The following is a 21,843-nucleotide window of genomic DNA, read 5'->3' on the forward strand; positions in this document are numbered from 1 at the left end:
GTGGTAAAATAGTACGATATTATGCGGGCGTATTTCTTTATGCGCCTGAATTCAAAGGAGCCGACAACCATGGAGGAAAAGAAAGTAATGCTCTCCGGCATCCAGCCCAGCGGCGATCTGCACCTGGGCAACTATCTGGGGGCCATCAAAAACTGGGGTGCCCGGGCCGAGGAGTTCGACTGTTACTATTTTATGGCCGATATGCACACCATCACCGTCCGTCAGGAGCCCGCCAAGCTGCGCCGCCGCACCCTGGAGCAGCTGGCCCAGTATATCGCCTGCGGTCTAGACCCGGAGAAGAACACCCTGTTCGTCCAGTCCCACGTCCCCGCCCATGCGGAGCTGGGCTGGGTGCTCAACTGCTACACCATGTTCGGCGAGCTGTCCCGCATGACCCAGTTCAAGGATAAGTCCGCCAAAAATGCCGACAATATCAACGGCGGCCTGTTCACCTATCCCGCCCTGATGGCGGCGGACATCCTGCTCTATCAGCCCGACTTTGTCCCCGTGGGCAACGACCAGAAGCAGCATGTGGAGCTGACCCGGGATATTGCCAAGCGCTTCAACGGCATCTATGGCGACGTGTTCAAAATCCCCGAGCCCTACATCCCAAAGGCGGGCGCCCGGATCATGGGCCTGTCCGACCCCACCTCCAAGATGTCCAAGTCCGCCCCCGAGGGCTGCGTCTTCCTGATGGAGAAGCCCGAGGACATTCAGCGCAAATTCAAGCGGGCCATCACCGACAGCGATACCGAGCACTGCGTCCGTTTTGACCCGGAGCACAAGCCAGGCGTGTCCAACCTGATGAACATCTACTCCGCCGTCACCGGCAAGACCATGGAGGAGATCCAGCAGGAGTTTGACGGCCAGGGCTACGGCGCGTTCAAGCCCGCCGTGGGCGATGCGGTCATCGAGGCCCTGCGCCCCATCCGGGAGGAGGCCACCCGCATTCTGGCCGACAAGGCCTATCTGGAGTCTGTGTACAAGCAGGGCGCGGAGAAGGCCGGCTATGTGGCCAACAAGACCCTGCGGAAGGTCTATAAGAAGGTGGGCTTTCTGCCCCGCTGAAGGCATTCCGCACAGAGGAGGAATCTGGAATATTAAAGAGGATTTACCATGACCATTGAACTTTCTGTTGTGGGCACTGCTGCTGCCGCCCTGCTGGCGGCGGCGGTGGTGGCCCTGATCTCTACGCCGGTGGTCCGCTCCCTGGCCTTTCGTGTGGGTGCGGTGGACGTGCCCAAGGATGGCCGCCGGATGCACAACCACCCCATCCCCCGCATGGGCGGCCTGGCCATTTTCTTTGGTTTTCTGCTCAGCGTATTGGTCTTTCTGCCCCTGTCCAAGCAATACCGGGGCATGCTGCTGGGGGCCGTTATCATCGTGATCCTGGGCATTTTCGACGATATCTATGCCCTGCCCGCCAAGCCCAAGTTCTTGGTGCAGATCGTGGCCGCTCTCATCGCGGTCCACGCGGGCTGCCGCATCTATATCCTGTCCAACATCAACATCTTCAGCAGCGACCCCTTCTGGATACTGGGCTGGCTGTCCATCCCCATCTCCGTGTTCTGGATCGTGGGCATCACCAACGCGGTGAACCTGATCGACGGGCTGGACGGACTGGCCTGCGGCGTGTCCACCATCAGCTCCATGACCCTGCTGGTCATCGCCCTCACCGTGTCCGAGCCGGACGTGGCCGTGCTCACCGCCGCCCTGGCCGGGGCCTGCATCGGTTTTCTCCCCTATAACCTGAACCCGGCCAAGATCTTCATGGGGGACACGGGTTCCACCTTTCTGGGCTTTATCCTGGCCACCGTATCCATTCAGGGGCTGTTCAAGTTCTATACCATAATCTCCTTCGCCGTCCCCTTCCTGATGCTGGGTCTGCCTATTTTCGACACCAGCTTTGCCATTCTCCGCCGTCTGGCCAAGGGGCAGTCCCCCATGACCCCGGACCGGGGGCACATCCACCACCGGCTCATCGACATGGGCTTTTCCCAGAAGCAGGCGGTGGCCGTGCTGTATGTCATCAGCGCCATTCTGGGCCTGTCCGCCGTGGTCCTCACCACCAGCGGCGTGGTAAAGGCCACCCTGCTGCTGGTGGCCCTGTGCGTCACCGGCTGGATGGCCATCCGCATCTTCATCTCTCACAACAGCACCATTGAGGAGCACCTGCGTCAGCTGGAAGAACAGGATGACGAGTCTCCCAAAACTTCCGACAAGAAGGAGGATACCACTCCATGAGCGATATCAAAGTGATGACCATTTTCGGCACCCGTCCCGAGGCCATTAAAATGGCCCCCCTGGCCCTGGAACTCCAGCGCCGCCCGGGCATCCAGGCCCTGTGCTGCGTCACTGCCCAGCACCGGGAGATGCTGGACTCGGTGCTGAATATTTTCAAGCTCAAGCCCGACTATGACCTGAATATCATGGAGCCCCGGCAGACCCTGTCCACCATCACCTCCAAATGCCTCTTGGGCATGGATGGCGTGCTGGAGCAGGCCAAGCCCGACCTGGTCCTGGTCCACGGGGACACCTCCACCACCTTCGCCGGGGCCCTGGCCGCCTTCTATCACAAGATCCCCGTGGGACATGTGGAGGCCGGTCTGCGCACCTATGACAAGTGGTCCCCCTTCCCCGAGGAGATGAATCGGAAGATGGTGGGCTCCCTGGCCGACCTGCACTTCTGTCCCACCACCGCCAACCGGGACAACCTGGCCCGGGAAAACATCACCAAGAACGTCTTTCTCACTGGCAACACCGTCATTGACGCCCTCCAGACCACAGTTGTAAAGGATTTCACCTTTGCAGAAGATATTCTGAATCAGCTGGACTATCAGGGCAAAAAGATCATTCTGGTCACCTGCCACCGGCGGGAGAATTACGGCCAGCCCATGACCAACATCATGACCGCCCTGCGCCGGGTGGCCGATGCCTTCCCCGAGGTGGAGCTGGTCTATCCCGTTCACCTGTCCCCCGTGGTGCAGGAGGCCGCCCACAAGTATCTGGACGGTCACCCCCGCATCCACCTCATCGCCCCCCTGTCCGTGGACGAGATGCACAACCTGATGGCCCGGTGCTATCTGGTGATGACCGACTCCGGCGGCTTGCAGGAGGAGGCCCCCGCCCTGGGCCGCCCCGTGCTGGTGCTGCGCAAGGAGACCGAGCGCCCCGAGGCCGTGGCCGCCGGCACCGTCCGCCTGGCCGGTGTGGAGGAGGAGGATATCTTCCGCATGGCCAGCCAGCTGCTGTCTGACCCGGATGCCTATCACAAGATGGCCCACGCCGTCAACCCCTACGGCGACGGTCAGGCCTGCCGCCGCATCGTGGATGCCATCCAGTGGCACTTCGGCCAGCTGCCCCAGCCGCCGGAACCCTTCGGCGTATAAATTCAAGTCTTCCTGTCGGGGGCGAGGTGAGAAAAGGATATGGAACCCAAGAAACGGCTGTTGGTCACCCTGGCCGTGGTGGCTCTCATCGCCGGAGCCATGCTGGTCAGCTTTGGCCGCAATCTGGTGGCCCTGAACACCCCCCGTGTGGTGCTGGCCGATACCAGCGGCAGCGGCAGCGACACCTCCGACGGCTCTCTTTCCCCCTCCAACGTCTACCAGCGGGTGGAGGTCACCCCCCGCACGGTCCAGAGCGTCATCGCCACCCTGGACCGGTCGGACAGTTATTACCGGGAGCTGACGGTGGAGTCCTTCTGGACCGGGGGCTCCTCCTCCACCGCCGTACAGGTGTGGTGCGACGGCGACTGGTGCCACGTGCGCCAGGCACTCCCCTCCGGGGCGGTGCGCCACGACCTCACCGGCGGGGGCAAGCTCTATTACTGGTACGACGGCTCCCAGCAGTACCAGGCCGCCCCGGCGGACGGCCTGTCCGCCGACCTGGCCCAGCACATCCCCACCTATGAGACGGTGCTTCAGCTGCGGCAGAGCGCCATCGTCGCCGCAGACTACCGCCAGCTGGAGGGCCTGTCCTGCATCTATGTGGAGGTCCGCCTGGACGACCCCCAGCGCACCGAGCGCTATTGGATCGGGCTGGACAGCGGCCTGCTGGTCCAGGCGGAGGCAGAGGAGACAGGGACGCTGACCTATCGCCTGTCCGCCCTCTCCCCCATCACCACGGCCTATAACGCCGCCGCTGCCTTCTCTTTGCCCGACGGCACGTCCCTGCACAATGTAACGTAATTTTCAGACACCTACGGGGCGGCCACTGTGCCGCCCTGTGTGCTATCCTTCCCCTTCTCCTTTCCGCTCCCCAATCCCAGTACCAGGGTCAGCCCCAGGGCGATCACCAGGTCCAGGTCGTCCCCCTCCGCCAGCAGATAGAGGACGATGAGCAGCAGCAGAATGTCCCCCGCGTCCACGCCGTCCGGCAGCAGGCGGCTCACCAGGCCCTCCGCCCCGGAAAACAGGTTGCCCAATCCCAGGGCAGACAGCAGGGAGGCACCGGGGGCGCTCTGTCCCCCTGTTTTTTCAGCCTTTGGGGGCGGCGGAGCGGGCTCGGCCACGGGGATGTAGTCCTCCTCCTGCGGGATATAGCGGTTATACACGGCCCTCCTCCCCCTTTCCGCCCATGGTTTCCAGGGCCGCCCGGATGATCCGTGTCACCCCCACGATCTGCAGGGCCCGATCCAGCCCCGCCCGGCGCTCCTCCCGGACAAAAGGCCGCAGGGCCCGCAGCAGGGCGGCATTCCGGTCATCCCGCTCCCTGCAGTTTTTCATCAGGCCCATTCCCAGCTGCATCAGCCTGGGGTCCACTTGACTCAGCAGGGCGGACAGGTCGGGGGGGCCTGTTTGAGACACCGGGGGCGGCGGAGGACTCTCTCCCGGCTCCGGCGGCGGGGCGCTCTGCTCCGCCGGGCTGTCCCCTCCCCCATTCAGGGAGCGGGCCAGCGCCATGATCTGCCCCATGGCGTCCGGGTTGCCCAAAATGGCATTCAGTTTTTCCTCCAGCTCCGCCACAGGCCGGCCACCCCCTCAATTTGTCATTCCAGCCCCGCCCGCTTGGCCTGGGCCCCGATGCGGTCCACCAGCTCCGCCCCCTCCCGGGTGTGCATCAGCCGGTCCATCATGGCCATCAGGGCCGCCGGGTCCCCCGATGCCGCAGCCTGAGCCGCCTGCTCCACACCCCCGTCCCGGTGCAGCAGCTCCATCAGCCGCCTGGCATCCCCCGACCGGGCCAATTTCGAGATGGCTGCCCGGTTCTCCTCCAGCGCCTGAGCCGGGCCGCTTTGAGTCCCTCCCTTTCCCTGCATAGGTATCCCTCCCAATACGATTTCAATCTAAGTATATGCGCCTTGGGCGCAGAGGTGACCGTTTTGAAGATTCTTGTTTTCTCCGATTCCCACCGGTCTGTGGCCGGTATGCTCTCCGCCGTGGCCGACGAGGCCCCCGATCAGATCATCCACCTGGGCGATCTGGAGGAGGACGCCGAAGCGGTGTCCTATGCCTACCCCCGCATCCCCGTGTGCATGGTCCCCGGCAACTGCGACGGCTGGACCACCCACGCCCTGAAAAAGCAGATCACCCTGGATGGGGTGCGCATTCTCCTCTCCCACGGGCATCTGTGGGGTGTCAAAGACAGCTATGATGCCGCCGTAGCCGACGCTCGGGCCTGTCAGGCGGACATTCTCCTCTTCGGCCACACCCATCGCCCTCTTTGCCGACAGCTGGAGGACGGCCTGTGGATGCTCAACCCCGGCTCCGCCCGGACCACCTATGGCGTGATCGAACTGGACCGCGGCCATCTCCAGTGCACCCTACGCCAGATGCCCTGATGCCGCCCGCGCCAAAGGAGGTGCTTTCCCCTGAAAAAACTGTTCTATTTTCTGTTCCACCGCTCTGTGCTGGTGGCCATCTCCCTGTTTATCCAGCTAGCCCTGTTCGCAGTGATGGTCTTCACCTTCTCCGAGCATATTCAGAATTTCTACTGGGTGTGCATCCTCATGAGCATCGCCGCCGCCCTGGCCATTGTGGGCAGCCGGATGGAGCCGGCCTATAAGATCGCCTGGCTGCTGGTCATTCTGCCCTTCCCGGTGTTCGGCGGCATTTTCTATCTGTTCATCGGCGGCGGCCGGGTGTCCAATCGGCGGCAGCGCCGGATGCAGGGCATTCTGGGCCAGTCCTTTAAGGCTCTGGAGCCCGACTTCAAGGCCGACGACCTGCTGCCCCTGGGGGGCGAGGCCGCCACCCAGGCCACCTATTTGGAACAGCGGGCCGCCTGCCCGGCCTATACCAACACGGTGGCGGAATATTTCTCCCTGGGCGACTTGGCCTTCCCCCGGATGCTGGCGGAGCTGGAGAAGGCCCAGCGGTATATCTTTCTGGAATACTTCATCATCCAACCCGGGGTGTTCTGGGACAGTATTCTGGCCGTGCTGGAGCGGAAGGCCGCCCAGGGGGTGGAGGTACGCCTTTTATACGACGACATGGGCTGTATGTTCACCCTGCCCCGGCACTATGACCAGCAGATGATGGCCCGAGGCATCCAGTGCCGGGTATTCAACCGCTTCCGCCCCATCATGACCCCCCGGCTGAACAACCGGGACCACCGCAAGCTGATGATCATCGATGGAAAAGTGGGCTTTACCGGGGGCATCAATCTGGCCGACGAGTATATCAACCAGAAGGAGCGTTTCGGCCACTGGAAGGACAGCGCCATCCTGCTGGAGGGGGACGCGGTGTGGTCCATGACGGTGATGTTCCTGTCCATGTGGGACCACTGCGCCGCGCTGGAGGAGGACTTTGACCGCTTCCGCCCCCCCGCCGCCCCGGTGCGCCCCTGGACAGGCTATGTCCAGCCCTACACCGATACCCCCCTGGACCAGGAGGCGGTGGGCCAGTCGGTCTATCTGAACATGATCGCCCGGGCCAAGAAGTATATCTATATCACCACCCCCTACCTCATCGTGGACGTGGCCACCAACACCGCCCTGTGCAACGCCGCCAAGTCCGGGGTGGACGTGTATCTCATCACCCCCCACATCCCGGACAAGCGCTATGTGTTCGAGGTGACCCGGGCCCACTATCCCCCCCTGCTGGATGCCGGGGTCCACATCTATGAGTACACCCCCGGCTTCATCCACGCCAAAAACTTTGTGGTGGACGGCCGCTTCGCCACGGTGGGCACGGTGAACCTGGACTACCGCAGCCTGTTTCTCCACTTTGAGGACGGCGTTTGGCTGTGCGATGCCCCCTGCATCCACGATATTGAGCGGGATTTTCAGGACACCCTGACCCTTAGCGAGCCCATCACCCTGCGCCGCTTCCGCCATTTGAACATCCTCCTCCAGCTCTATCGAAGCATTCTGCGCGTATTCGCGCCGCTGATGTAACAAAGAACAAAATAACAGCCTTCCCCTGGGGGAAGGTGGCATGGGCGCAAGCCCGTGACGGATGAGGGGAAGGCCCTCGGGTATCTGCGCGTTTTCATCGGGAGACGCAGCGACCCTTTGGCTTTCCCCTCATCCGGCCCTGCGGGCCACCTTCCCCTAGGGGAAGGCTGTTTTAACTCCTTCCGTCAGAAACACGAAATTACCCTCTGAATTAGTAGGCTGATTTTTCGTAAATACCCATTGACTTCATAGGTAAAACAGGTTATACTTGGCTCATCCTCAAGAACAAACCCACTGAAAGGAGGCCCCCAGCATGATCGTCGCATTTGAAAAGCTGCTGCGCAGCAACTTCCGCTTTGGACGAATGTCCCCTTCCCGGACACAACTGCTGTGCGGGTCTTTTTCCTGTGTCCTTCTTCCCCTGGAATAAGGGTAAAGCGATTTTCCCCGTCAGTGTTTTTGCGTCCGGGTGCTGTTTCTTCATGTAACGGCTGCCCGGATTTTTTGTGTCATAAAATGTGTCCGGTGCCGCCGGACCGTTTCTCGCATCGTTCTTTCCTTTTCGAGATCAGAATCAAAAAATCTGAATGAGGTGTTTCTCCATGCGTCAATATAAGTTCGAGACCCTGCAGCTCCACGTCGGTCAGGAGCAGGCCGACCCCGCCACCGACTCCCGCGCCGTCCCCATCTATCAGACCACCTCTTATGTGTTCCATAACTCCGCCCATGCCGCCGCCCGGTTCGGTCTGGCCGACGCAGGCAACATCTATGGCCGCCTGACCAACTCCACTCAGGACGTGTTTGAAAAGCGCATTGCGGCTCTGGAGGGCGGCGTGGCCGCTCTGGCCGTGGCCTCCGGTGCCGCCGCCATCACCTATGCCATCCAGGCCCTGGCCGCCGACGGCGGTCACATCGTGGCCCAAAAGACCATCTACGGCGGCAGCTATAACCTGTTGGAGCACACCCTGCCCCATTTCGGCGTGTCCACCACCTTTGTAAACGCCCACGACCTGGCCGAGGTGGAGAACGCCATTCAGGACAACACCCGTGCCTTCTATCTGGAGACCCTGGGCAACCCCAACAGCGACATCCCCGACATTGATGCCATCGCCGCCATCGCCCACAAGCACGGCCTGCCTCTGGTCATCGACAACACCTTCGGCACCCCCTATCTCATCCGGCCCATTGAGCACGGTGCGGACATTGTGGTCCACTCCGCCACCAAATTCATCGGCGGCCACGGCACCTCCCTGGGCGGCGTGATCGTGGATTCCGGCAAGTTCGATTGGAAGGCCAGCGGCAAGTATCCCGCCATCGCAGACCCCAACCCCAGCTATCACGGCGTATCCTTTGTGGATGCCGTGGGCCCCGCCGCCTTTGTCACCTACATCCGGGCCATCCTGCTGCGAGACACCGGTGCCTGCATCTCTCCCTTCAATGCTTTCCTGCTGCTCCAGGGCGTGGAGACCCTGTCCCTGCGTCTGGACCGCCACGCAGAAAACACCAAGAAGGTGGTGGAGTTCCTGGCCAACCACCCCCAGGTGCCCCACGTGAACCACCCCTCCCTGCCCGACCACCCCGATCACGCCCTGTATGAGAAGTACTTCCCCAACGGCGGCGCCAGCATCTTCACCTTCGAGATCAAGGGCGGCCAGGAGGAGGCCTTCCGCTTCATCGACAACCTGAAGATCTTCTCCCTGCTGGCCAACGTGGCCGACGTGAAGTCCCTGGTCATCCACCCCGCCACCACCACCCACTCCCAGCTGTCCGCCCAGGAGCTGGCTGACCAGGACATCACCCCCGCCACCATCCGCCTGTCCATCGGCACCGAGCACATCGACGACATCCTGGCCGATCTGGAGCAGGGCTTCGCCGCCGCCAAGTGATCGCAGTCAATCAGCGGCTCGGTACCCCTATCTTACCTTTTCTTTCTTCTTTCTCCCTCTTCTAAAGTCATCCGGGAGGAGAGCACCCGCTCTCCTCCCGGATGGCTTTTTTGCGTGTTTTGTCGTTTCCTGTCGAACGAATTGTTTTGCATTATTTGTCAGTTTCTTCTATAATATGGTAGAACAAGGGCCGATAATTTGCCTTATATGTACAAAGTTGAAAAAAATCCTCATAGGCAGAAAAATAGCACTTTTCCTCACCAATCTACCACCCGGTCCACAATGGCCCGCTGCTCCGTGGCCGTCTTGCGCAGATAGATGCGGGTGGTCTCGATGCTCTCGTGACCCATCAGGTCGGCCAGAAAGGCGATGTCCCCGCAGCGGTCCAAAAAGCTCTTGGCAAACCGATGGCGAAAGGAGTGAGGATAGACCACATCCGGGTCGATTCCATAGCGCACCGCCAGTTTTTTCAGTTGGGCGGACACCCCACGGGCGGTGATACGCTGGCCTTGCCGGTTGAGAAAGACAAAGCCGCTGGTCATTTTTTGTCCGGCCAGCCACTTGCCCGCCTCCTGCTGAAGAGCCTGGGGGATATAGATGCGCCGCAGCTTGCCCCCCTTGGTGTACAGGTCCAAATAGCCCAGGCGGATGTGCTCGGCCTTCAGCTGAAGCAGCTCGCTGATGCGGGCCCCGGTGGCCGCCAGGAACCGGACCACAAAATACCAGAAGAGCTCATCATCCTCCTTTAAGCGGGTCTTAAAATACTCATAATCTGCCTCGCTGATGACGTTTTCCAAAAAAGCCTTCTGCTGCACCCGCACAAAGGGCAGCCGCCACTTCTCCCGGCCCACGCTCTCCAGATAGCAGTTGATGGCCTGGAGCCGCAGGTTCACCGTCTGGGGCTTATAGCGCTCCATCAGCCAGCTCTTATACCGGCACAGGTTGGTCTGGGTCACCGCCCCATAGCGCTGGCGGAACTGCCGCAGGGCGAAGAGATAGGCCGTGATGGTGTTCTCCGAGAGATGCTTCTCCCGTAAATGTCTTTCGTACTGTTCTGTCATGATGAAAGACCTCCTTTCCCCGTCATTATACGATGTTCCTTTTTCCCCAATTTGCCTTTGCGTTTTGCGCCCTTCGTATAAGGCAAATTATCGGCACCGTCCAGCCCTGTCGAGGCACAAAAACGCCGCCGCTTTTGCAAGCGACGGCGTGACGCGGATTAGCGTTATCCCGGCCTTTTCATATGAGGTTCAAGCTATTCGCAGAAAAATATGCTAAAATTTGCAAGAAAGATACCCACTGTCGACACTATATGATATAATGGTATTAATCTGAAATCTATGGAGGAATCGGCCATGAAAAAACGAATGATATCATTGATCTTGTCGCTGACTTTGCTTTTATCTCTTTCCGTCCCAACCTTTGCTGCGGCTCCCACTACGCAGCCGCATTTCACGGATGTCCCCACATCCCACTGGGCTTATACTCAGATTGAGAGAGCCTATTCTGATGGCGTTATTGCCGGCACGGCAGGCAACGCAGCGAACTACACGGGTGTGTTCTCTCCCAGCGGAACCTTGACGGAGGCACAGTTCGTTACTATCATGACCAGAGCGTTCTTTAACGACGAGCTCGAAGCGGCAAAGAAAGTCGTTGGTTCTAACGCAAAGTGGTACGCTGCCGCACAAAAGGTCGCCGAGGACCAGCATCTGCTGACTTTCGTGCAGGGTAAGATGGATGCGCCTATCACTCGCTACGATATGGCGGCCATCATGACGAACATCATGGATGCAAAAGAATTTTCTGGACGCCCTGGACTTGCTGAAACAGAAGCAACATTTGACAAGATTGCGGACTTTAAGAGTATCCCGAATTCTTATCAAATTAGTGTCGCTTCCGTGTTCGCTATGGGACTCATTTCAGGTGTTGATTCAAAGGGGACATTTGCTGGTTCTTCCTATATGAACAGAGCACAGGCTGCTGTAGTCTATGGACGCATGAAGGATGCATTCCTCAATGCGGGGGGCAACGGCACGACAACGAAGCCGGAAACAACTGAGCCTACCCCGACGCCGACTCCGAGTGCTCCTGGCGGAGATGGTGAGAGCAGCGTTGTTGGCACCACAAGCTCTCAGCCTGTAACGCTTTCCTATGCAACTCACAAGCCCGTTGATGACTATTGGTCAGAGCAGAGCGATGCTGTGAAGAATGCTACAGACAAGGACGCCTTCAATGCTGCAGTTAATACTCTTATCCATGCGGAAGAAATTGCTAAAAGTAGCACAAGCAGGCAAGTCAATCCAAATTTCAACTACGCAGTATATGGTGAGAACGAAAACATAGACGCTCTTGATAAGAAGGAAATCGCCGTATCCTCAACGCTTGGGTCTATCAATGCTTATGGCTCAAAATTTTCTGCAGAAACAGCAAATAACTGCGAGGTTTTTAACGCTTACAAAATGAGCGATAAGGTTACTGCCGCAGTTACCGAAGCTACCAGTAAGTTTACACCAAATATGAGTGACAAGGAAAAAATCAAAATTTGTGTCGACCTTATCACTCAGAAATTTAGCTACGATGCCAACGGTAAGGGTTTCACATGGACAAATGGCGGCACAGCAGGCGTATGTGATGATTTTGCTATTGCTACTCGCAATATTCTTGGAGTGTCTGGCATACCAACCCTTACGATTTCGGGGGATGTTTCAACCGGCCCTCATGTGTGGAATATGGCTTATGCAGACGGCGAATGGGTTATTGTCGACGCTACGGCTGCGGAATACGGATATCCTCAGTATATGTCCATGAGCGAACATGAGAAAATCTATGGTTATAATCACTCTATCTATAATGGTACAGGTGTCCAAATTTCAAAAGCGCTAATTGAAGCAGCAGAATCTGCCAGAAAGTAATTATGTTGGTTTAAAGAAAGGCCGCTGGCGTAATGCCAACGGCCTTTCTTTTTGCGAATTTTGTAACAAATACGGTCAAAAAGTTATGAGTCAAACATCTTGTAAGGGCATTCACGGATTGCGGGAGGATAGCTTGCTCAGTTCTGAACAAACTCGAAAGAAAAGATGAGCTCGTATCTTTATCACAGTTCAGCAAATCAAGAATGTCCAACTTGGACATTCCAGTCTGTCGAAAAAGTCCGGCTGGAGCTGGGCTTTTTCTGATAGATAAGGCTTTCGTACCGTAACGAAAAGCGCAACGGACCCGGACTGCGGCTTATTCGTAAAGGGCGAGCATAAGCGATAGTTCGCCTATGAGGCGCATACCGCCTGCGACAAGAATGGTTTCGTGCTGGAAACAGTCGTGACACCCGGCAATGTCCATGACAGCGTGGCCTTTGACGAAGTTTACGACAAAGTAACGGAAAATTTCCCACAGGTAGAGGCCGTTGTGGCCGATGCCGCATACAAAACGCCTCATATCTGCAAGAAAGTGTTCGGCGATGGCAGAGTCCTTTCCACAGCCTACAAGCGCCCGCAGACCATGAAGAATGGACACGAGTCGCTTTGCTGTTTTTTCGCTCATATATGTTCGAGATCCAGTCTGCTCCTGAGTACAGACCGGGTTCCTCGACAGACTGACGCCGCCGCTTTTGCAAGCGACGGCGTATCTTTTCGGCTTAAAGCCACTTGTTTTTTCGGAAATACCACAGCAGCCACGCCACGATCAGCACGCTCAGGACGATGACCGCCGGATAGCCATAGCGCCAGCCCAGCTCCGGCATCCCCACAAAGTTCATCCCATACCACCCCGCCAGCAGGGACAGGGGCAGGAAGATCACCGTGACCACGGTGAACAGCTTCATCAGCTCGTTCTGCTGGATGGACAGCTGGGACTGATAGGCCTCCCGCAGCTGGGTCACCGACTCCTGTAGGTTCCGGACGGCGTTGAGATACCGGTCCATGCGCCCGCCCAGAATGGCCATGCGCCGGACGCTGGCGTGGGACAGCAGGCCGTTGTCGTTGGCGGTCAGCTCGTCGAAGATGGAGTCCAGCTGCTCGTAATACCGTTTCAGCCGCAGCAGCTCCCGCCGCCACTGGACGATGCGGTCCATGTCCTCCCGGTGGGTACCGGACAGGATGGCCGTCTCCCCCTCGCTGATGTCCGCCTCCAGCTGCTCCAGGTGGGACATGTCCCCGCGGATGAGCCGCACGAAAAAGCGGTACAGCAGCTGCTGGTTGTCCAGCGGCCCGTCCGCCGTCACCTCGCGGAAAATGGCGTTGGCCTTGTCCTCCGCCGCCCGATCCTCGCAAAAGATAAACAGATCCTCCCGATCCAGATACAGCAGCATCTGTTCATTCTGGGTGCGATCGCTGTGTACGTCATACCAGTCAAAGGCGATCAGGCTGAATTCTTCAAAGCTCTCAAAGCTCTCGATCTGCCCCTCGTTTAAATATTGCAGGGTCTTGGGGTCCATATGGGGCGCGGCCTCCCCCATGCGCTGCATGGACAATACCCTCTGCATAGCCGGGTCCTCCTTTCTCTCGGTTGCTCTTTTATTTTATAGCACGTTCCGCCGGAAATGTCACCCCCGCTTTTCTCTGTCTTGTCTTTTCCCGCAAATGGGGGTACACTAGGGAAAACGCAGAAAAGGAGCGTTCCCCATGAAATTGGTCACTGAAGAAGATTTCCGTGCCTATGCCAAAAGCAATCCCTTTATGGAATATAACCACATCTCCATCGTCTCCGTCTCCCCCGACCACTGCGTGGTGAAGGTGGAGCTGGCCCCGGAGTCCAAAAACCGCAACGGCTATGCCCACGGCGGCCTGCTGTACGCCATGGCCGACTGCGTGGCGGGCATCGTCTCCCGCACCGACGGGGCGGACTATGTCACCCAGAGCGCCCACATGAACTTTCTCCACAACGTGCAGAGCGGCACGCTCTATGCCGCCGCCGAGACGGTACGCCGGGGCCACAAGCTGGCCATCTTCCACGTCACCGTCACCGACGAAAAAGGCGATCTGCTCATCGACGGCGTGGTGGACATGTTCCGCATCACCCCCTGACCGGATTTGATGCAGTTTGACGCTGGATTTTTGGGCTGAATTGTTGTAAGATACAGTGTGTGTATGTCGCTGAATCCCTCAGTCATCGCCTGCGGCGATGCCAGCCCCCTTTCACAAGGGGGCCTAATGGAGCAAAAAACAGCCCCCCTTGTTAAAGGGGGGAGGGCCGCGAAGCGGCGGGGGGATTCCGTCATCGTAAAAAACCTAATACCCACCACTTCGTTTTACAAGGAGGACACTATCATGTCTGTCACCGTTGGTATGAAGGCCAAGGCCGAGGCCGTGGTCAACGACCAGAACACCGCCATTTCCGCCGGCTCCGGCACCCTGCCCGTGTTCGCCACCCCCTGGATGTGCGCCCTGATGGAGCAGGCCGCCTGGACCGCCGTGGCCCCCGGTCTGGCCGAAGGGGAGAGCACCGTGGGCACCAAGCTGAACATCTCCCACGTCTCCGCCACTCCCGTGGGCCTGAAGGTCTGGGCCGAGAGCGAGGTCACCGCCGTGGACGGCAAGCGCCTGGAGTTCAAGGTGGCCGCCTATGACGAGAAGGGCCTCATCGGCGAGGGCACCCACGAGCGCTTCATCATCACCGACGAGCGTTTCCTGGGCAAGGCCGCCCGCAAGCTGGAGCAGTAAGTCAAGCCCCAAAATATCCGGGACCGCAGCAAAATGCGGCCCCGGATATTTTTCATTTCTCCTGATTTTCTTCCCGCTTCCAGGCCCCTAAAACATGCAGGCAGCGCAGGGCTCGGCAGTCATAGCGATCCAAAGGACAAAAGTCCGTATCGTCGCTGTGGGCCGCCACCAGAATGTTGTCCGGCGCAGCCGGGCTGCCCACCTCCACCACGATGGGCGTGTGCGTAAAGCGCTCCTTATCAAATCGCAGTTGAATAAAATCCCCCGGCTCCACCTCCTCCAGAGACACCTCCCGGGCAAAGGGCCCCGGGGACGGCTCAGTCCGGACGAGGAAATTGCGGAAATAGGGCACCCCCGTCCAGGCCGGAGCCTTGTCGTTGGGATCTAAGTAGTACCAGCCGTAGATGGGCGTGAAGTTCATCACCCCCGTCCCCGCATACAGGCACTGGGAGGCGAAATTGGTGCAGTCTCCCCCGATGCCGTCGTAGTTAAAATATCTCGGGTTGCGGCAATAGGCCCAGGTGTGGGCATACCGCACCGCCGCCCCCCGGTCATAGGGTATCTCCGTCAGCCGCTTCATACTACGCTCCCCCCTCTCCCCTGATGGTATGCGGGAGAGGAACAAAAAATCACCCCGATCCGCAGACCGGGGTGATTTCTTATGTTGCTTGAAGAAAAATGGATCAGGCCTTGCCGGCGCAGCCCAGCACGTCGATGAGCTTGTGACGCACCAGCTCCTTGATGGCGGCACGGGCGGGCTTCAGATACTGACGGGGATCGAAGTCGCCGGGGTGCTGCACAAAGTGCTCGCGGATGGTGGCAGTCATGGCCAGACGCAGATCGGAGTCAATGTTGATCTTGCACACGGACAGCTCGGCGGCGTGGCGCAGCTCGTCCTCGGGGATGCCGATGGCGTCGGGCATCTTGCCGCCGTTCTCGTTGATCATCTTCACGAAGTTCTGGGGCACGGAAGAGGAGCCGTGGAGCACGATGGGGAAGCCGGGCAGGCGCTTGGAGACCTCCTCCAGCACGTCGAAGCGCAGGGGAGGGGGAACCAGGATGCCCTGCTCGTTGCGGGTGCACTGGGCGGGGGTGAACTTATAGGCACCGTGGCTGGTGCCGATGGCGATGGCCAGAGAGTCACAGCCGGTCTTGGTGACGAACTCCTCCACCTCTTCGGGGCGGGTGTAGCTGGAGTCCTCGGCCTTGACATTCACCTCGTCCTCCACGCCGGCCAGGGTACCCAGCTCGGCCTCGACCACCACGCCGTGGTCGTGGGCGTACTCCACCACCTTCTTGGTGATCTCGATGTTCTCCCCGAAGGGCTTGGAGCTGGCGTCGATCATGACGGAGGTAAAGCCGCCGTCGATGCAGGACTTGCAGGTCTCAAAGTCAGGACCGTGATCCAGGTGCAGGGCGATGGGGATCTCGGGGCACTCGATCACAGCGGCCTCCACCAGCTTGACCAGGTAGGTGTGGTTGGCATAGGCGCGGGCACCCTTGGAGACCTGGAGAATCAGAGGTGCCTTCTCTTCCTTGGCGGCCTCGGTGATGCCCTGGACGATCTCCATGTTGTTGACGTTGAACGCGCCGATGGCGTAGCCGCCGTCGTATGCCTTCTTAAACATTTCGGTAGTAGTGACCAATGGCATTATTACCATCTCCTTCAAAGTTTTTACGATTCATATTGTACCATTAACGATTGCTAAATACAAGGGTTTGTGATATCTTAATAAAGGAGAATTTCCGAGTTAAATCTATTTTAGAATTATCAATATCGTTTAAGGAGGACGCAAACATGGAGAAATTGACCGGAGCTTGTATCATTGGCCAGTCTGGTGGCCCCACCGCTGTGATTAACGCCAGCGCTCAGGGCGTAATTCAGACCGCCTTGAAGGCCGACTGCATCACCCGGGTACTGGGCGCAGCCCACGGCATCAAGGGCGTTTTGGAGGACAAGCTGTATGACATGGGCCAGGAGGACCCCGCCGAGCTGGACCTGATGAAGTTCACCCCCTCCTCCGCCCTGGGCTCCTGCCGCTATAAGCTGGCCGACCCCGATCAGGACGACACCGATTATAAGCGCATCCTGGAGATCTTCCAGAAGTACAACGTGCGCTACTTCTTCTACAACGGCGGCAACGACTCCATGGACACCTGCAACAAGATCTCCAAGTACATGCAGAAGGTGGGCTATGAGTGCCGCATCATGGGCGTGCCCAAGACCATCGACAACGACCTGAACGGCACCGACCACTGCCCCGGCTTCGCCTCCGCCGCCAAGTACATCGCCACCTCCTGCGCCGAGGTGTGGCAGGACGCCCACGTGTACGACACCGGCATGGTCACCATCATCGAGATCATGGGCCGTCACGCCGGCTGGCTGGCCGGCTCTGCCGCCCTGGCCTCCCTCACCGGCTGCGGCCCCGACCTGGTCTATCTGCCCGAGACCGACTTTGATATGGACAAATTCCTGGCCGATGTGAAGGCCATCTATAGCAAGACCGGCAAGTGCATGGTAGCCGTGTCCGAGGGCATCCACTATGCCGACGGCACCTTCGTGTCCGAGGCCAAGACCTCCGCTACCGACGGCTTCGGCCACGCTCAGCTGGGCGGCCTGGCCGTGATGCTGGCCGATACCGTGAAGCAGGCCACCGGCGCCAAGGTCCGTGGCATCGAGCTGTCCCTGCTCCAGCGCTGCGGCTCCCACCTGGCCTCTAAGACCGACGTGGACGAGGCCTGGCTGGCCGGCTCCGCCGCTGTGGAGGCCGCTGTCAGCGGCACCACCGACAAGATGGTTGCCTTCCACTGCACCCGGGACAACGGCGAGTATCACTGCGAGATCGCCCTGGAGCCCCTGGACATCGTGGCCAACTTCGAGAAGAAGGTCCCCCGTGAGTGGATCAACAAGGAGGGCAACGGCGTGGAGCAGCCCTTCATCGACTACGTCCTGCCCCTCATCCAGGGCGAGACCGAGGCCGTGAAGAAGAGCGCCCTGCCCCGCTTCGCCCACCTGAAGAAGGTTCTGACCACCTCTATGTAATAGTAGCCAAGCATTATAAAAAGCACTACCTCTTATCAACTCGGGGTAGTGCTTTTTCACATTTTCTATTTATTTCAGATATTCATACTCAAAAAGCACAGGAACAATTTCAGAATTATAATACTCTTTTACCAACGTTTTCAGGCCTGCTAATGCGGTATGCAGTTCTACGTTGTCCCAAACAGTAGTTCCTTCCTCCTCATGCGATGTATCCAATTCTGCATAAATCTGATAAACTCCGTAGGTTAACGCTGGATTATAATTCTCTGTCCGTTTTGCACAACATAGGACAGTTTCCCATTGTTTCAAAAGTTTCTTTTCTTTGTTGCTCATTGCAAGGCCTTTTATATCTCGCAAAGCAATCGTTTCTCCGTTTGTCCCATCAAAGCAAAGTTCATTTCGGTAAACCCGTCCATCACTTCCTGCAAACGTTCTCATATGATTCTGCATTTCCAGACAGGTAAACAGAAGGCATTTCAAAAGGAATTGCGCCAGTTTTCCATTCGCAACATCAGCATAATACCTGTCTGCTCCATCTGCGGACTTCATAATACGGGCACGTTCCGTCCATGCTTTGTTATAGGTAATGTAGCGTGAAGCACAGAACATAGGCAATTTTTCAATGTAATTATCAATGCGCACGTAGAAACCGTGGGCATTGTAGAATGCGCATGTCGTTAATGTACAATTTAAATCTGGTTTGTCAAACCCGTTCCCTTTAGGAGCAAGATAGCATACTATATTTTTATTATATACAGGCTGCAATGATAGTTTTCTTTTAAGCTCTTCTAACCCATCAGAATAGCATGCCACTCCAACTATATCATCGGTAAACTTACGCTTATCATAAAACCTTTGCGCATACGATGAGTAAATCTTCTTAACTGGTAATTCACCGTATTCGACCATGCTGTTCGTCTTAGTATCAATATCAAATCCTTGAATAACAACCTCATCAGTTACTATATCATCAGTATTCGCCCATAATGCACACATAATACATGCATCAATATCTGTATGGAAATGTCTTCGATTAAATCCGTAACCCTTAATGAATCTTTTGTTTACAAGATTCTGGCTCTTCCAATACTTAACTGGAGAAAAGACAACATAACTATCTGTAGGCTGCCGTAGATAGAATTTAAATCCTGACCAAATGAACACATTCCCTATGTCATCAGATACGCTACCTTTTAGCTCTGATTTCATTTTTGTGTGAAGATACGTATGTTTCCATGCCCCTGACATCTTCTTTTCTGAACCATGTGCCTCAGCATATGGAGGATTTTCAAATAAAATCACCGTGCATTTGGGATTATCTATATACTGTTTGATAACAGGATTCTCTACATATTCCCGACTGAGTGCATCCGCACCGTTTACCAGTCCTGCATTGAATGTTTCCGCCGTCTCAATCGGAGGAATAATATGGCGAACTTTTGCACCAATCAGCTCTTGGAGCACCTTATATTCATAGTATTCTATTGTGGAAACGATGCAATGCGAAAGTTCTTCCTCTGTCAACCCCGCTTCTAGGTTCCCCGTTCCTGCACATCTATCCAAAATGATATAATCATTTCCAGCAGGTACACGGGCGATGGCGGCACGCACCAACTCAAGTGACTTTTCGGCATACAATGTATGTGTGTAAAAAGCTCCAAGATTTTTCTTTTGCAAAGTATCATTCAATTTATCCATCAGGTAATTGAATTTAACATTCGACTGCCCCGTATAAGGATAAATATATTCAGCAAAATGGACGGGTCTTCTGATTTCTCCAATCGTCTTATGTTTCCCCGTCTCGTCACCAAGAAAATCTTCTTTTCGAGCAGTTGGCACCTTTTTATAAAAAGCAGTCGCCCACCCTACAATGCAGTTTTCATCAATATGGATTTTTGTAAAATTACTCTCTTTAAGCAGGGCAATCAAACTCTCTGCGCCAAGTGGGCCATTATAATACAGAACTTTTTCAGCATTTCCACCTACAAAACCACTGTTGTCTTTTGATGCTCCGCCGGAATATACTTTCTCAATATCTGTTAAATACGGCTCAGAATGATATAGCCAAGCCGTTGCGCTATTCACGTCAATAATCAGAATATTAGCAGGAACCGGCTTTCCTTTAATTCGCAATGCAGAAAGGTACTTGATACACTGGAAAAGTACGGTGTTCAAATCTGTAACATGAAGTTTAAATTCCAGCAGATTGCCGTTGACAACACCATCGTTATTGTCAGCTATGATTTCGTCAACGTCTAGTTGTGGATTAACGCGCGGTAAAAAGGCTTTGTAAAAGTCAAGCTGACCGTCTCTTTCTATTATATATTTATCCATACTAAGCCCGCCTTTGGTAGTTACTGTTTCAGAATTCTCGTGGCAGGCCTTTAAGATGGTTATCATGGTTTATAGAATAAACCATGAGGCTGGCCAGCCTCATGGTTTATAGAATAAACCATGAGGCTGGCCAGCCTCGATTTTTATAATTATTATAATACCATCTATAACTTTGCCTGACAACACAAAAAGCTCAGAAGTCATCTTGACTTCCAAGCTTTTTGTAACTACAGTCTATCAAATCTACTCTCTACTCTCAACGCTTCTCCATCGGCCCCGTCGGACCAATATAGCACTCAGTGTCCTCGGGCAGGCCCCGGCGGCGCAGTCCGTAGAGGACCAGGCGGCGGAGGATGCTGTAGATCATGGCGAACACGGGCACGCCCAGCACCATGCCGGCAAAGCCGAACAGGCCGCCGAAGAGCAGGATGGAGAACAGCACCCAGAAGGAGGCCAGTCCCGTGGAGTCCCCCAGGATCTTGGGGCCCAGGATATTCCCGTCAAACTGCTGGAGCACCAGGATAAAGACGGCGAAATACAGGCACTTGATGGGGCTGTCCAGAAAGACCAGCAGGGCGCAGGGGATGGCCCCGATGAAGGGGCCGAAAAAGGGGATGACGTTGGTCACGCCGATGATGGTGGCCAGCAGGGCGGGATAGGGAAAGCTGAGTATGTTGCAGCACACGAGGGCGATGATGCCGATGACCAGGGAGTCCAGCAGCTTGCCGTTGATAAAGCCGCTCATGATGCGATAGGCGCTGCGGGTCTCCTCCACCACCAGGTCGCCCACATGGGTGGGTAAGGCGCTGTAGATAATCTTTTTGGACTGGGCCGCAAAGACATCCTTGCGGATGAGCAGATAAAAGGTGACGATCAGGGCGATGAGCAGGTCCTTCACCAGCAGGGCCAGGGAAACCACCAGGGCGGACACACTGGACATCACCCCGGTGAGGTTGGGCAGCACCGACTGGCGCAGCCACTGCACCGTGGTGGTGACGGACTCCAGATTGGGCAGGATATCCGCATTCAGCCACTCCTCCAGGGAATCGGCAGCAGAGACATACACCGACATCACCGTGTTCTGAATGTCCGGGTTATCTGCCAAAAACTTCTGCAGCCAGTCCTGCACACTGTTGATATACTCCGGGAAGGCGTTCACCAGGCCCACGATGCTGAGATAGATCTGGGGCAGGGCCATGGCCAACAGCAGATACAGCAGGAACACCGCCAGCAGCAGGCTGAAAATAATGGCCAGCACGTTGAGAAACTGCACGTCCCCCTTGTTTTTCAGCCGCTTTTCTGGGGTCATGGCGGTGAGAAATCTGAAAATGCCCCGGTGGATGGGCAGCAGCAAAAAGGCGAAGATCATGCCCAAAAAGATGGGCCGCAGGATGTGGGCCAGGGTGCCGAAAAAGGCCCGCAGGGCGGACAGGTGGAACAAGGTGAAAAACAGCAGCAGCGCCGCCGCGATCACCGCAAAGGCCGTCACGCCCACCGCGACGTAGGGTCCATACTGGTGGCGCTTATTCATGGCCGCCTCCCCCCTTTCTTATTCGGCCCCGCCCCGCTTCTTTTCAGCGGGACGGG

Annotated in this window: 21 protein-coding genes; 12 read left to right on the plus strand and 9 right to left on the minus strand. The window is 56.9% G+C overall.

Annotation, left to right across the window (positions count from 1 at the left end; translation table 11 throughout):
* The first annotated feature begins 69 nt into the window (after positions 1-69).
* From trpS to H8S55_RS09520, 4 genes are read left to right on the plus strand one after another with little or no spacing between them, the layout of a single operon-like run.
* Positions 70-1,068, plus strand: a complete 999-nt coding sequence (trpS, locus tag H8S55_RS09505) for a tryptophan--tRNA ligase (protein ID WP_186878776.1) — start codon at positions 70-72, stop codon at positions 1,066-1,068.
* Between the two features lie 48 nt (positions 1,069-1,116).
* Positions 1,117-2,244 (plus strand): MraY family glycosyltransferase, encoded by a 1,128-nt coding sequence (locus H8S55_RS09510; RefSeq protein WP_186878777.1) that lies wholly within the window; start codon positions 1,117-1,119, stop codon positions 2,242-2,244.
* On the plus strand, positions 2,241-3,389 hold the full coding sequence (gene wecB, locus H8S55_RS09515; RefSeq protein ID WP_186878778.1) for a non-hydrolyzing UDP-N-acetylglucosamine 2-epimerase: 1,149 nt from the start codon (positions 2,241-2,243) through the stop codon (positions 3,387-3,389). The genes H8S55_RS09510 and wecB overlap by 4 nt, the downstream gene beginning before the upstream one ends.
* Positions 3,390-3,428: 39 nt before the next feature.
* Positions 3,429-4,190: a hypothetical protein gene (locus H8S55_RS09520; RefSeq protein ID WP_186878779.1), complete on the plus strand. Its 762-nt coding sequence runs from the start codon at positions 3,429-3,431 to the stop codon at positions 4,188-4,190.
* 11 nt (positions 4,191-4,201) lie between these two features.
* On the opposite strand, the gene H8S55_RS09525 is transcribed toward H8S55_RS09520, so the two are convergent.
* Genes H8S55_RS09525 through H8S55_RS09535 form a run of 3 tightly spaced genes read right to left on the minus strand, consistent with a single transcriptional unit; the run spans position 4,202 to position 5,260 of the window.
* On the minus strand, positions 4,202-4,555 hold the full coding sequence (locus H8S55_RS09525; RefSeq protein WP_186878780.1) for a hypothetical protein: 354 nt from the start codon (positions 4,553-4,555) through the stop codon (positions 4,202-4,204).
* Positions 4,548-4,967 carry a hypothetical protein gene (locus H8S55_RS09530; protein ID WP_186878781.1) on the minus strand — a complete coding sequence of 140 codons (420 nt, stop codon included), beginning with the start codon at positions 4,965-4,967 and terminating at the stop codon, positions 4,548-4,550. The genes H8S55_RS09525 and H8S55_RS09530 overlap by 8 nt, the downstream gene beginning before the upstream one ends.
* A 23-nt stretch (positions 4,968-4,990) precedes the next feature.
* Complete coding sequence (locus tag H8S55_RS09535) at positions 4,991-5,260, minus strand: hypothetical protein (RefSeq protein ID WP_147562966.1); 270 nt, start codon at positions 5,258-5,260, stop codon at positions 4,991-4,993.
* 63 nt (positions 5,261-5,323) lie between these two features.
* Between H8S55_RS09535 and H8S55_RS09540 the strand changes: the two genes are divergently transcribed.
* From H8S55_RS09540 to H8S55_RS09555, 3 genes are all read left to right on the plus strand, one after another.
* On the plus strand, positions 5,324-5,782 hold the full coding sequence (locus H8S55_RS09540; protein WP_186878782.1) for a metallophosphoesterase family protein: 459 nt from the start codon (positions 5,324-5,326) through the stop codon (positions 5,780-5,782).
* A gap of 66 nt (positions 5,783-5,848) precedes the next feature.
* A complete protein-coding gene (cls, locus tag H8S55_RS09545; protein WP_366467759.1) occupies positions 5,849-7,339 on the plus strand; it encodes a cardiolipin synthase in 1,491 nt (496 codons plus the stop codon).
* A 602-nt stretch (positions 7,340-7,941) separates the two neighbouring features.
* Positions 7,942-9,225: an O-acetylhomoserine aminocarboxypropyltransferase/cysteine synthase family protein gene (locus tag H8S55_RS09555; RefSeq protein ID WP_186878784.1), complete on the plus strand. Its 1,284-nt coding sequence runs from the start codon at positions 7,942-7,944 to the stop codon at positions 9,223-9,225.
* 257 nt (positions 9,226-9,482) lie between these two features.
* On the opposite strand, the gene H8S55_RS09560 is transcribed toward H8S55_RS09555, so the two are convergent.
* Positions 9,483-10,286 carry a tyrosine-type recombinase/integrase gene (locus H8S55_RS09560; protein ID WP_186878785.1) on the minus strand — a complete coding sequence of 268 codons (804 nt, stop codon included), beginning with the start codon at positions 10,284-10,286 and terminating at the stop codon, positions 9,483-9,485.
* A 294-nt stretch (positions 10,287-10,580) separates the two neighbouring features.
* On the opposite strand from H8S55_RS09560, the gene H8S55_RS09565 reads away from it, so the two are divergent.
* Positions 10,581-12,137 (plus strand): S-layer homology domain-containing protein, encoded by a 1,557-nt coding sequence (locus H8S55_RS09565; RefSeq protein WP_186878786.1) that lies wholly within the window; start codon positions 10,581-10,583, stop codon positions 12,135-12,137.
* Positions 12,138-12,540: 403 nt separating this feature from the next.
* Positions 12,541-12,924, plus strand: coding sequence for a hypothetical protein (locus H8S55_RS14180; RefSeq protein ID WP_366467807.1), 384 nt, complete (start codon positions 12,541-12,543; stop codon positions 12,922-12,924).
* Here the strand turns inward: H8S55_RS14180 and H8S55_RS09575 are convergent.
* Positions 12,857-13,702 (minus strand): magnesium transporter CorA family protein, encoded by an 846-nt coding sequence (locus H8S55_RS09575; protein WP_186878787.1) that lies wholly within the window; start codon positions 13,700-13,702, stop codon positions 12,857-12,859. The two genes, H8S55_RS14180 and H8S55_RS09575, sit on opposite strands and share 68 nt — an antisense overlap.
* 139 nt (positions 13,703-13,841) lie before the next feature.
* Between H8S55_RS09575 and H8S55_RS09580 the strand changes: the two genes are divergently transcribed.
* Positions 13,842-14,243, plus strand: a complete 402-nt coding sequence (locus H8S55_RS09580; protein ID WP_186878788.1) for a PaaI family thioesterase — start codon at positions 13,842-13,844, stop codon at positions 14,241-14,243.
* Between the two features lie 243 nt (positions 14,244-14,486).
* Positions 14,487-14,879: a thioesterase family protein gene (locus tag H8S55_RS09585; protein WP_186878789.1), complete on the plus strand. Its 393-nt coding sequence runs from the start codon at positions 14,487-14,489 to the stop codon at positions 14,877-14,879.
* Positions 14,880-14,931: 52 nt separating this feature from the next.
* Here H8S55_RS09585 and H8S55_RS09590 read toward each other — a convergent pair whose 3' ends face one another.
* Positions 14,932-15,459, minus strand: coding sequence for an amidase domain-containing protein (locus H8S55_RS09590; RefSeq protein ID WP_186878790.1), 528 nt, complete (start codon positions 15,457-15,459; stop codon positions 14,932-14,934).
* 103 nt (positions 15,460-15,562) lie between these two features.
* Positions 15,563-16,531, minus strand: a complete 969-nt coding sequence (gene fba, locus H8S55_RS09595) for a class II fructose-1,6-bisphosphate aldolase (protein ID WP_186878791.1) — start codon at positions 16,529-16,531, stop codon at positions 15,563-15,565.
* A gap of 146 nt (positions 16,532-16,677) precedes the next feature.
* Between fba and H8S55_RS09600 the strand changes: the two genes are divergently transcribed.
* Positions 16,678-17,922 (plus strand): 6-phosphofructokinase, encoded by a 1,245-nt coding sequence (locus H8S55_RS09600; RefSeq protein ID WP_186878792.1) that lies wholly within the window; start codon positions 16,678-16,680, stop codon positions 17,920-17,922.
* Between the two features lie 69 nt (positions 17,923-17,991).
* Here the strand turns inward: H8S55_RS09600 and H8S55_RS09605 are convergent, their stop codons facing one another.
* Both H8S55_RS09605 and H8S55_RS09610 read right to left on the minus strand, forming a co-directional pair.
* Positions 17,992-20,256 (minus strand): hypothetical protein, encoded by a 2,265-nt coding sequence (locus H8S55_RS09605; protein WP_186878867.1) that lies wholly within the window; start codon positions 20,254-20,256, stop codon positions 17,992-17,994.
* 256 nt (positions 20,257-20,512) lie between these two features.
* Entirely contained in the window at positions 20,513-21,787 is a 1,275-nt protein-coding gene (locus H8S55_RS09610) for an AI-2E family transporter (protein WP_186878793.1), read from the minus strand.
* Positions 21,788-21,843: the final 56 nt, after the last annotated feature.

It is taken from the genome of Flintibacter faecis, assembly GCF_014287875.1.
Taxonomy (GTDB): Bacteria; Bacillota; Clostridia; order Oscillospirales; family Oscillospiraceae; genus Lawsonibacter; species Lawsonibacter faecis_A.